Here is an 11,044-nt window from a genome sequence, read left to right on the forward strand (position 1 = left end):
GCTACAATCTGTATCTCTGCACGTCAGATGAGGCTGGCGTTCCCGGAACAAATCGCGCACGCGAACTGTGGCGCCCCCCGGCCGTCCATGCTGGGATAGACCCCGAACGCGACGGCCGACGCCACGGCGGCCACGTTCTGCTCGAATCCGCACTGGCGGGCTTCGCCGCGTCGACTCGCAGCTTGCTCGCCAGTCCCTCCGAAAGGATTCGCCGCGATGACCGAAACCTACGACGTCGTCGTACTCGGGGCCGGACCGGTCGGCGAGAACGTCGCCGACCGCGCCCGGGCCGCCGGACTGACTGTGGCCATCGTCGAACGAGAACTGGTCGGCGGCGAATGTTCCTACTGGGCCTGCGTTCCCAGCAAGGCACTGCTGCGCCCGGTGCTCGCGCTCGATGACGCCCGCCGGGTGTCCGGCGCACGCGAAGCGGTCCACGGCGCCCTCGACGCCGGCGAGACATTCCGCCGCCGGGATCGGTACGTGAGCCATTGGGACGACGCCGGCCAGGCGGACTGGGTGGCCGGCATCGGCGCGACGCTGGTGCGCGGCCACGGGCGCCTGGCCGGCCCACGACGGGTGGCGGTCACCACGCCCGGCGGCGACATCATGACGCTGAGCGCCCGGCATGCCGTCGTGATCTGCACCGGCACCCGCGCGGCGCTTCCGGACCTTCCCGGCATGGCCGAGGCCCGGCCGTGGACCAACCGGGAAGCCACCGACTCCAGTTCGGTACCGGGTCGCCTCGCCGTCGTCGGGGGCGGGGGAGTGGGCGCCGAAATGGCCACCGCCTGGCAGGGTTTGGGTGCCTCGGTGACGATGTTGGTTCGCGGGTCGGGACTGCTGCCGCGGATGGAGTCCTTCGTCGGCGAATACGTGGCTCGCGGGCTCACCGAGGCGGGAGTGGAGCTGCGGACCGGTGTTTCGGTCGCCCGGCTACATCGCTCCGACGCCGACGGCCCGGTGCGGCTCGAACTGACCGACGGCAGCGAGCTCGAAGTCGACGAGGTGCTCTTCGCCACGGGCCGCGCGCCCCTGACCGACGACATCGGTCTAGAAACCGTCGGCCTGACGCCCGGCGACTGGCTCAACGTCGACGACACCTGCCGGGTAAGCGCGGTGAGCGACGGCTGGCTCTACGCCTGCGGCGATGCCAATCACCGAGCTCTGCTGACCCACGAAGGCAAGTACCAGGCCCGCATCGCCGGTGACGCCATCGGCGCCCGGGCGGCCGGCAAGCCGTTGGACACCGCCCCCTGGGGCGCACATGCCGCCACCGCCGACCAGCACGCCGTCCCGCAGGTGTTCTTCACCGACCCCGAAGCCGCCGCGGTCGGGCTCTCCGCCGAGCAGGCGCAACAGGTCGGGCATCGGGTGCGGGCTGTCGACGTCGAGATCGGCGAGGCGGTGATGGGCGCCAAACTGCACGCCGACGGCTACACCGGGCGAGCCCGGATGGTGGTCGACACCGATGAGCAGTACTTGCTCGGCGTCACGTTCGTCGGCCCCGGCGTCGCCGAATTGCTGCACTCCGCAACCATCGCCGTCGCCGGCCGGGTGCCGATCAGCCGGCTCTGGCATGCCGTGCCGTGCTTCCCGACAATCAGCGAAGTCTGGTTGCGGCTCCTGGAGGCCTACCGCGATGCGGGCCCCGGCAGCTAGCCGACCACAGCAGTCAGCCGTTTCGCAGTGACTCTGCGCCTTCGCCGCTGAGGTGGGGCAGCGCGGCCGAGTCGCGCCCGGTTGCCAGCATGAGTAGCGCCGCCACCGGCCCTTCGATGAGCGGACCGGAGCCCTCCGTCCAAGCGGTGTCCACCGCGCGCAACCGGAAGGGCGCCAACCGGGTAGCCGCGTAGAAGGGGAATCGCGGGTTCCAGACCCGTTCGAGCGCCACTTGCGCTGCATCCGTGGGCATCACGCGCTGCAGGCCGAGTGGCACCGCGATGTCCTGGCCGTGCACCAGCAGATCCATCAGTCGATCCGTCGGGGTGGTGCTGACGGCGGTGAAGCGTGAGCCGATGGTGCTGCGCAACTCGGCGAGCAGCTCATGGTCATCGGTCTTGGCGGCGTGTCGAGTCGCGGTATCGAGCATCATGCGGTCGACGCTGCCGCGAGCCCGCAGCAGACTTACCAGGATTCGGCCGACGTGGGCGTGGGCCGAGATCGCCAGATGGGCGACCACATCTCGGACCTGCCACCCCTGGCACAGGCTGGCGTGACTCCACTGCAGTGCGGTGAGGTGTTCCAACAGCTCCACCAGGCTGCGCCGCTCGACGTCGACGGCTCGCCAGATGTCTTCAGTGTTCACGGTGTCCCCTTCGTCTGAATGCCTACGTTAGGTACTCCGGTGCGTTCGCGTCGCAAGGTACCGTGGCGGCTGACATAACCCGCGTCCGCTCGCGCAACCCATATAATGAATTTGCGTCTGCGCGCATAATCATGCAGAATCACGCAGTGACCAAAGCGATCAAGGTAGCGGTGGCCGGTGCCAGCGGGTACGCCGGCGGTGAGATCCTGCGACTGCTGCTGGGGCACCCCGCCTATGCCGACGGCCGGATGACCATCGGGGCGCTGACCGCCGCCGGCAACGCCGGCAGCACCATGGGCGAGCAGCACCCCAACCTGATGCCGCTGGCCGACCGGGTGCTCCAGCCGACCGAGATCGATGTCCTGACCGGCCACGACGTGGTGTTTCTCGGCCTGCCGCACGGACATTCGGCCATGCTGGCCGAACAGCTCGACGACGACACCCTGGTGGTGGACTGCGGCGCGGACTTCCGGCTGGGCGACCCGACCGATTGGGAACGCTTCTACGGCTCCGCGCACGCCGGGACCTGGCCCTACGGGCTGCCCGAGCTGCCCGGGGTACGCGAGCAGCTCAAGGACGCCCGGCGGATCGCGGTGCCGGGCTGCTACCCGACCGCGGCGCTGCTGGCGCTGTTTCCGGCCGTCGCCGCCGGCCTGGTCGAATCCGACGTCACGGTGGTCGCGGTCAGCGGCACCTCCGGTGCCGGCAAGGCCGCCAAGGTCGACCTGCTCGGCTCGGAGGTGATCGGTTCGGCGCGCGCCTACAACATCGGCGGCGCCCACCGGCACACCCCGGAGATCGGCCAGGGCCTGCGGGCGGTCACCCACCGCGACGTCACCGTCTCCTTCATCCCGGTGCTGATCCCGGCCTCTCGGGGGATCCTGGCCACCTGCACGGCCAAAACCACCACGCCGCTGCCGAAGCTGCGCGCCGCCTACGAAAAGGCCTACCAGGCCGAGCCGTTCGTGCATCTGCTTCCCGAGGGCCAGCTGCCCAAGACGGGCTCGGTGATCGGCAGCAACGCCGCCCACCTGGCGATCGCCGTGGACGAAGACGCCTCGACGTTCATCGCGATCTCCGCGATCGACAACCTGGTCAAGGGCACCGGCGGCGCCGCGGTACAGGCGATGAACCTGGCGCTGGGCTGGCCGGAGGCCGAAGGGCTGTCCGTGGTCGGGGTGGCGCCGTGACCGAGACGCGGCTGCTTCGCGAGCAGGGTGTTACCGCGCCGGCGGGTTTCCGGGCGGCTGGAATCGCCGCCGGTATCAAGGCTTCCGGGTCGCCGGACCTCGCGCTGGTGTTCAACGAGGGGCCGGACTACAGCGCCGCTGGGGTTTTCACTCGCAACCAGGTCAAGGCGGCGCCGGTGCTGTGGAGCCAACAAGTGCTCACCGGCGGCCGGCTGCGGGCGGTGATCCTCAACTCCGGCGGCGCCAATGCCTGCACCGGCCCAGGTGGTTTCCAAGACACCCACACCACCGCCGAAGCCGTCGCCGCCGCGCTGAGCGATTGGGGCACCGACACCGGGGCAGCCGAGGTGGCGGTCTGCTCCACCGGGCTGATCGGCGACCGGCTGCCGATGGACAAGCTGCTGGCCGGGGTCACCGAAGTGGTGCACGAGATGGCCGGGGGACTGGTCGGCGGCGATGAAGCCGCCCGGGCGATCATGACCACCGACACCGTGCCCAAACAGGTTGCGCTGCACCACAAGAACAACTGGACCCTGGGTGGGATGGCCAAAGGCGCCGGCATGCTGGCCCCCTCGCTGGCCACCATGCTGGTGGTGCTGACCACCGACGCAAAGGCCGACGCGGCCGCACTCGACACCGCGCTGCGCCGGGCCGCCGCCCTGACCTTCGACCGCCTCGACATCGACGGCAGCTGCTCCACCAACGACACGGTGCTGCTGCTGGCGTCGGGCGCCAGCGAGATCACGCCCAGCCAGGACGATCTCGACGCCGCGGTGCTGGCCGCCTGCGATGACCTGTGCGCTCAACTGCAGGCCGACGCCGAAGGCGTCACCAAGAAGGTCACGATCACCGTCACCGGTGCCGGCGGCGACGACGAGGCGCTGGTTGCCGCCCGGTGCATCGCCCGCGACAGCCTGGTCAAGACCGCACTGTTCGGCTCCGACCCGAACTGGGGCCGGGTGCTGGCAGCGGTGGGAATGGTGCCGTTCGCGATCGACCCGAACCGGATCACGGTGTCCTTCAACGGCTCCCCGGTGTTCAGCGAGGGCATGCCGATGCCCGGTGCCCGCGAGGTCGACCTGTCCGGCGCGGACGTCGACGTCACCGTCGAGCTGAACCAGGGCACCGGGCACGCCAGCGTGCGCACCACCGACCTATCCCACGCCTACGTCGAAGAGAACTCCGCGTATAGCTCATGAGCGAACTGACCACACACGACAAGGCCCAGGTGCTGGCCGAAGCGCTGCCCTGGCTCCAGCAGCTGCACGGCAAAATCGTCGTCGTCAAATACGGCGGCAACGCCATGACCGACGACACCCTCAAGCACGCCTTCGCCGCGGACATGGCCTTCCTGCTCAACTGCGGCATCCAGCCGGTGGTGGTGCACGGCGGCGGCCCGCAGATCAGCGCCATGCTCAAGCGGCTCGGCATCGAAGGCGACTTCAAAGGCGGATTCCGGGTCACCACACCGGAAGTGCTCGACGTGGCGCGCATGGTGCTGTTCGGTCAGGTGGGCCGGGAACTCGTCGGGCTGATCAACGCCCACGGGCCCTACGCCGTCGGCATCACCGGTGAGGACGCCGCGCTGTTCACCGCGGTGCGGCGCAGTGTCACCGTCGACGGGGTCGCCACCGACATCGGATTGGTCGGCGACGTCGACCAGGTCAACACCGCTGCGGTGCTGGATCTGATTGCCGCGGGCCGGATTCCGGTGGTCTCCACGCTGGCGCCCGACGCCGACGGCGTGGTGCACAACATCAACGCCGACACCGCCGCGGCCGCCCTGGCTGAAGCTCTGCGGGCCGAGAAACTGCTGATGCTCACCGACGTCGAAGGCCTCTACACCGACTGGCCCGACACCGATTCGCTGATCAGCGAGATCGACACCACCACGTTGGAGCAGCTGCTGCCCAAGCTGGAATCCGGGATGATTCCCAAAGTCGAAGCCTGCCTGCGTGCCGTTCGCGGTGGGGTGCCCAGCGCCCACATCATCGACGGCCGGGTCGAACACTGCGTACTGGTCGAGTTGTTCACCCACGCCGGCACCGGAACCAAGGTGGTGAACCCATGACAGGCCTGCAGGATCGCTGGTCTGCGGTGATGATGAACAACTACGGCACGCCGCCGCTGGCGCTGGTCAGCGGTGACGGCGCGGTGGTCACCGACGAATCCGGGAAGAGCTACCTCGACCTGCTCGGCGGCATCGCGGTCAACGTGCTCGGCCACCGGCACCCAGCGGTGATCGAGGCCGTCACCAGCCAGCTGAACACCCTGGGGCACACCTCGAATCTGTATGCCACCGAACCGGGTATTGCGCTGGCCGAAGCGCTGACCGACCACTTGGGGACCCCCGCACGGGTCTTCTTCTGCAACTCCGGCGCCGAGGCCAACGAGGCCGCCTTCAAGATCACCCGGCTCACCGGGAAGACGAAGATCGTTGCCGCCCAAGGAGCATTCCACGGCCGCACCATGGGATCACTGGCGTTGACCGGCCAGCCCGACAAGCGGGCCCCGTTCGAGCCGCTGCCCGGCGAGATCACCTTCGTGCCCTACGGGGACACCAAAGCGCTTGCCGACGCCGTCGATGCGACCACCGCGGCGGTCTTCCTGGAACCGATCATGGGCGAGGGCGGCGTCGTCGTCCCGCCCGCCGGCTACCTGGCCGAGGCCCGCGGCATCACCGCCGCCCACGGGGCGCTGCTGGTGTTCGATGAGGTGCAGACCGGCGTCGGGCGCACCGGGGCGTTCTACGCCCACCAGCACGACGGCATCACCCCCGACATCGTCACGCTGGCCAAGGGACTCGGCGGTGGCCTGCCGATCGGCGCCTGCCTGGCCGTCGGCGCCGCCGGCGACCTGCTGACCCCGGGCGCCCACGGCAGCACCTTCGGCGGCAACCCGATCTGCACCGCGGCCGCGCTGGGAGTGCTGCGGGCGCTAGCCGACGGGGATCTGATTGCCCGGGCCGGGATGCTCGGAAAGTCACTGAGCCACCGCATTGAGGAACTGCACCATCCGCTGGTCGACCACGTCCGCGGCAAGGGCCTGCTGCAGGGCGTGGTGCTGACCGCACCGGCGGCCAAAGCCGTTGAGGCCGCGGCCCGCGACGCCGGGTTCCTGGTCAACGCCGCCGCACCGGGCGTGGTGCGGCTGGCCCCGCCCCTGATCATCACCGAAGAGCAGGTTGATGGTTTCCTCACCGCGCTGCCGGCGGTGCTCGACACCGCCCAGGAGGCCGGGCAATGATCCGCCACTTCCTGCGCGACGACGACGTCAGCCCGGCCGAGCAGGCCGAAATCCTGTCCTTGGCAGCCGAACTGAAAGCGCAGCCGTTCAGCCGGCGGCCGCTGGAGGGGCCGCACGGGGTCGCGGTGATCTTCGACAAGAACTCCACCCGCACCCGGTTCTCGTTCGAGATCGGTATCGCCCAACTGGGCGGGCACGCCGTCGTCGTCGACGGCCGGTCCACCCAGCTGGGCCGCGACGAAACCCTGGAGGACACCGGGCGGGTGTTGTCGCGCTACGTCGATGCCATCGTGTGGCGCACCTTCGCCCAGGACCGGCTGACCGCAATGGCCGGCACGGCAGCCGTCCCGATCGTCAACGCGCTCTCCGATGAGTTCCACCCCTGCCAGGTGCTGGCCGATCTGCAGACCATCGCCGAACGCAAGGGTGCACTCAAAGGCCTGACGCTGACCTATCTCGGTGACGGGGCCAACAACATGGCGCACTCGCTGATGCTCGGCGGCGTCACCGCCGGACTGCACGTCACCGTCGCCGCACCGGACGGCTTCACACCTGATCCCGCCGTCGTCGCCGCCGCGGAGCAGCGCGCCGCCGACACCGGCGCCTCGGTCACCGTCACCACCGATGCGGCCCAGGCGGCTCGCGGCGCCGATGTGCTGGTCACCGACACCTGGACCTCGATGGGCCAAGAAGACGACGGACTGGACCGCGTGGCGCCGTTTCGTCCCTACCAGATCAACGACGAACTCGTCGCGCTCGCTGACTCGGAAGTCACTGTGCTGCACTGCCTTCCGGCGCATCGCGGCGACGAGATCACCGACGCGGTAATCGACGGGCCGCGCAGCGCGGTGTGGGACGAGGCCGAGAACCGGCTGCACGCGCAGAAGGCGCTGTTGGTGTGGTTGCTGGAACGGTCGCGATGAGCCGGCCGGACAGCTCCGTCACGCGGGTGGGCCGTCAAGCCCGCATCCGGGAGCTGCTGTCCGCCGAAGCGGTGCGCAGCCAGACCGAGCTGGCCGCGCTGCTGGCCGCCGACGGCATCGAGGTCACCCAGGCCACGCTGTCGCGGGATCTGGAGGAACTCGGCGCGGTGAAGCTGCGGGGCCCCGATGGAGGAGCCGGCGGGTACGTCATCCCCGAGGACGGCAACCCGATGCGACTGTCCGGCGGCACCGACCGGCTGTGCCGGCTGCTGGGGGAGCTGCTGGTGTCCACCGACGCCACCGGAAACCTCGCGGTGCTGCGCACCCCGCCCGGCGCGGCGGACTACCTGGCCAGCGCCCTGGACCGGGCCGCGCTACCGTACGTCGTCGGCACCATCGCCGGGGATGACACCATCTTCGTGGCAGCGCGCGAGCCGATGACCGGCGCCGAACTCGCCGCCACCCTCAAAGACCTGCAGTAGATACAGCACGAAGCAAGGAGAATCTCGATGTCCGAACGCGTCATCCTGGCGTATTCCGGCGGCCTGGACACCTCGGTGGCGATCAGCTGGATCGGCAAGGAGACCGGCCGCGAGGTCGTCGCCGTCGCCATCGACCTCGGCCAGGGCGGCGAGGACATGGAACTGGTGCGCCAGCGGGCCCTGGACTGCGGTGCCGTCGAAGCCGTCGTGGTCGACGCCCGCGACGAGTTCGCCGAGGGCTACTGCCTGCCCACCATTCAGTCCAACGCGCTCTACATGGACCGCTACCCGCTGGTCTCGGCGATCAGCCGGCCGCTGATCGTCAAGCACTTGGTGGCCGCGGCCCGTGAACACGGCGGCGGCACCGTCGCGCACGGCTGCACCGGCAAGGGCAACGATCAGGTCCGCTTCGAGGTCGGATTCGCCTCGCTGGCACCGGATCTCAAGGTGCTGGCCCCGGTCCGCGACTACGCCTGGACCCGGGAGAAGGCGATCGCGTTCGCCGAGGAGAACGACATCCCGATCAACGTCACCAAGCGCTCGCCGTTCTCCATCGACCAGAACGTGTGGGGCCGGGCGGTGGAGACCGGGTTCCTCGAGCACCTGTGGAATGCGCCGACCAAGGACGTCTACGACTACACCGAGGACCCGACGGTCAACTGGAACACCCCCGACGAGGTGATCGTCGGTTTCGAGCGCGGGGTCCCGGTCTCGATCGACGGCAAGCCGGTGTCGGTGCTGGAGGCCATCGTCGAGCTCAACCGGCGCGCCGGCGCCCAGGGCGTGGGCCGCCTGGACGTGGTCGAGGACCGGCTGGTGGGCATCAAGAGCCGCGAGATCTACGAGGCGCCCGGTGCCATGGTGCTGATCACGGCGCACACCGAGCTCGAGCACGTCACCCTGGAGCGCGAGCTGGGCCGGTTCAAGCGGCATACCGACCAGAAGTGGGCCGAGCTGGTGTATGACGGGCTGTGGTACTCGCCGCTGAAGTCGGCCCTGGAGTCGTTTGTGGCGCACACCCAGCAGCACGTGTCCGGTGAGGTGCGGCTGGTGCTGCACGGTGGGCACATCGCGGTGAACGGCCGGCGCAGCGCGGAGTCGCTGTACGACTTCAACCTGGCCACCTACGACGAGGGCGACACCTTCGACCAGACCGCCGCGCGTGGGTTCGTCGAGATCCACGGGCTGAGCTCGAAGATCTCCGCCCGCCGGGATCTGGGCTGACATATTTGACCGCGAGCAGACGCGAAAGCCCCCTCAGAGGAGCGGATTTAAGGGCTTTCGCGTCTTCTCGCCGGAGAAAGGTGACCGCATGAGCACCAACGAGGGATCCCTGTGGGGTGGGCGGTTCGCCGAAGGCCCGTCGGACGCACTGGCCGCGCTGAGCAAATCCACCCACTTCGACTGGGTGCTGGCCCCCTACGACGTCGCCGCGTCCAAGGCGCACGCGAAGGTGCTGCACGACGCCGGGCTGCTCAGCGACGAACAACGCGACGGTCTGCTCGCCGGTCTGGACAACCTCGGCGCTGACGTCGCCGACGGCAGCTTCGGCCCGCTGGTCACCGACGAGGACGTGCACGGCGCGCTGGAACGCGGCCTGATCGACCGGGTCGGCGCCGAGCTGGGCGGCCGGCTGCGCGCCGGGCGGTCACGAAACGACCAGGTGGCCACGCTGTTTCGGATGTGGCTGCGCGAAGCGGTCCGGCGGGTGGCCGCCGGGGTGCTCGACGTGGTCGACGCGCTCGCGCACCAGGCCGCCGCCCACCCGAGCGCGATCATGCCGGGCAAGACGCACCTGCAGTCCGCCCAGCCGGTGCTGCTGGCCCACCACCTGCTCGCCCACGCCCACCCGCTGCTGCGCGACGTGGACCGCATCATCGACTTCGATGCCCGCGCCGCGGTCTCGCCGTACGGATCGGGGGCACTGGCCGGTTCGTCGCTGGGTCTGAACCCGGACGCCATCGCCGCCGAGCTCGGCTTCACCGCCGCCGCCGACAACTCGATCGATGCCACCGCCGCACGCGACTTCGCCGCCGAGGGCGCGTTCGTGTTCGCGATGATCGCCGTCGACCTGTCCCGGCTGGCCGAAGACATCATCCTCTGGAGCTCAACGGAATTCGGCTACGCGGTACTGCACGACTCCTGGTCGACCGGCAGCTCGATCATGCCGCAGAAGAAGAACCCCGACATCGCCGAGCTGGCCCGCGGCAAGTCCGGCCGGCTGATCGGCAACCTCACCGGCCTGCTGGCGACCCTGAAAGCCCAGCCGTTGGCCTACAACCGCGACCTGCAAGAGGACAAGGAGCCGGTGTTCGACTCGGCGGCCCAGCTGGAACTGCTGCTACCGGCGATGGCCGGGCTGGTCGGCACCCTGCGCTTCGACACCGAGCGGATGGCCGAGCTGGCGCCGGCCGGCTACACCCTGGCCACCGACATCGCCGAATGGCTGGTGCGGCAAGGCGTTCCGTTCCGGGTCGCGCACGAGGCGGCGGGCGCTGCGGTCAAGGCCGCCGAGCAGCGCGGCGTCGGCCTCGACGAACTCACCGACGCCGAACTGGCCGCCATCAGTTCTGAGCTGACCCCGCAGGTGCGCGAGGTGCTCACCGTCGAAGGTTCGGTGGCCTCCCGCGACGCCCGCGGCGGCACCGCACCGGCGCGGGTCGCCGACCAGCTGGCCGGTCTGGCCGAACGCACTGCGCGGCAGCGGCAATGGCTCGACGGCTGAGCGCTCCGGCCGGGCCGAGCACCGGCCGCCGAAGTATCCGGCTGCTGTCGGCGATCGCGGTGTGCGGACTGCTGCCGCAGTGCACCGGTGCGGTGCCGCCGCGGGCGTCGCGGGAGGCCACCGAACCTTCGACGGTGAGCACCTCGCGCACCTGCGGGGTCAGCTCAGAA

10 protein-coding genes and 1 pseudogene are annotated in these 11,044 nt (G+C 69.8%); 9 read left to right on the forward strand and 2 right to left on the reverse strand.

Annotated elements, in window-relative coordinates:
- Positions 1-216 precede the first annotated feature (216 nt).
- A complete protein-coding gene (locus tag A5648_RS15995) occupies positions 217-1,662 on the forward strand; it encodes a dihydrolipoyl dehydrogenase family protein (protein WP_065025487.1) in 1,446 nt (481 codons plus the stop codon).
- A 13-nt stretch (positions 1,663-1,675) separates the two neighbouring features.
- Here the strand turns inward: A5648_RS15995 and A5648_RS16000 are convergent, their stop codons facing one another.
- Positions 1,676-2,308 (reverse strand): maleylpyruvate isomerase family mycothiol-dependent enzyme, encoded by a 633-nt coding sequence (locus tag A5648_RS16000; RefSeq protein WP_065025488.1) that lies wholly within the window; start codon positions 2,306-2,308, stop codon positions 1,676-1,678.
- A gap of 131 nt (positions 2,309-2,439) precedes the next feature.
- Here A5648_RS16000 and argC point away from each other — a divergent pair, with 131 nt between their 5' ends.
- The 8 genes from argC (at position 2,440) to argH (ending at position 10,874) form a co-directional block, all read left to right on the forward strand.
- Entirely contained in the window at positions 2,440-3,498 is a 1,059-nt protein-coding gene (gene argC / locus A5648_RS16005) for an N-acetyl-gamma-glutamyl-phosphate reductase (RefSeq protein WP_065025489.1), read from the forward strand.
- Entirely contained in the window at positions 3,495-4,697 is a 1,203-nt protein-coding gene (gene argJ, locus A5648_RS16010; RefSeq protein WP_065025490.1) for a bifunctional glutamate N-acetyltransferase/amino-acid acetyltransferase ArgJ, read from the forward strand. Before argC ends, argJ begins: the two co-directional genes overlap by 4 nt.
- Positions 4,694-5,569, forward strand: a complete 876-nt coding sequence (gene argB / locus A5648_RS16015; protein ID WP_065025491.1) for an acetylglutamate kinase — start codon at positions 4,694-4,696, stop codon at positions 5,567-5,569. Before argJ ends, argB begins: the two co-directional genes overlap by 4 nt.
- The gene (locus A5648_RS16020; RefSeq protein ID WP_065025492.1) at positions 5,566-6,744 is read left to right on the forward strand and encodes an acetylornithine transaminase; all 1,179 of its coding nucleotides are present in this window, start codon (positions 5,566-5,568) and stop codon (positions 6,742-6,744) included. The genes argB and A5648_RS16020 overlap by 4 nt, the downstream gene beginning before the upstream one ends.
- A complete protein-coding gene (gene argF / locus A5648_RS16025; protein WP_065025493.1) occupies positions 6,741-7,667 on the forward strand; it encodes an ornithine carbamoyltransferase in 927 nt (308 codons plus the stop codon). The genes A5648_RS16020 and argF overlap by 4 nt, the downstream gene beginning before the upstream one ends.
- Positions 7,664-8,149 carry an arginine repressor gene (locus A5648_RS16030; protein ID WP_065025494.1) on the forward strand — a complete coding sequence of 162 codons (486 nt, stop codon included), beginning with the start codon at positions 7,664-7,666 and terminating at the stop codon, positions 8,147-8,149. Before argF ends, A5648_RS16030 begins: the two co-directional genes overlap by 4 nt.
- 27 nt (positions 8,150-8,176) lie before the next feature.
- A complete protein-coding gene (locus A5648_RS16035) occupies positions 8,177-9,373 on the forward strand; it encodes an argininosuccinate synthase (protein WP_064855882.1) in 1,197 nt (398 codons plus the stop codon).
- 88 nt (positions 9,374-9,461) lie between these two features.
- Positions 9,462-10,874 carry an argininosuccinate lyase gene (argH, locus tag A5648_RS16040; RefSeq protein ID WP_065025495.1) on the forward strand — a complete coding sequence of 471 codons (1,413 nt, stop codon included), beginning with the start codon at positions 9,462-9,464 and terminating at the stop codon, positions 10,872-10,874.
- A gap of 81 nt (positions 10,875-10,955) precedes the next feature.
- Here the strand turns inward: argH and A5648_RS25110 are convergent.
- Positions 10,956-11,044, reverse strand: a pseudogene (locus A5648_RS25110) (hypothetical protein); the annotation flags it as partial.

Origin of the sequence: Mycolicibacter sinensis (assembly GCF_001673565.1) — a bacterium.
Lineage (GTDB): Bacteria > Actinomycetota > Actinomycetes > Mycobacteriales > Mycobacteriaceae > Mycobacterium > Mycobacterium sinense_C.

Coding starts and splice junctions, on each gene's coding strand:
- A5648_RS15995 (WP_065025487.1), top strand. CDS start 217: ATGACCGAAACCTACGACGTCGTCGTACTCGGGGCCGGACCGGTCGGC.
- argC (WP_065025489.1), top strand. CDS start 2,440: ATGCAGAATCACGCAGTGACCAAAGCGATCAAGGTAGCGGTGGCCGGT.
- argB (WP_065025491.1), top strand. CDS start 4,694: ATGAGCGAACTGACCACACACGACAAGGCCCAGGTGCTGGCCGAAGCG.
- A5648_RS16020 (WP_065025492.1), top strand. CDS start 5,566: ATGACAGGCCTGCAGGATCGCTGGTCTGCGGTGATGATGAACAACTAC.
- argF (WP_065025493.1), top strand. CDS start 6,741: ATGATCCGCCACTTCCTGCGCGACGACGACGTCAGCCCGGCCGAGCAG.
- A5648_RS16030 (WP_065025494.1), top strand. CDS start 7,664: ATGAGCCGGCCGGACAGCTCCGTCACGCGGGTGGGCCGTCAAGCCCGC.
- A5648_RS16035 (WP_064855882.1), top strand. CDS start 8,177: ATGTCCGAACGCGTCATCCTGGCGTATTCCGGCGGCCTGGACACCTCG.
- argH (WP_065025495.1), top strand. CDS start 9,462: ATGAGCACCAACGAGGGATCCCTGTGGGGTGGGCGGTTCGCCGAAGGC.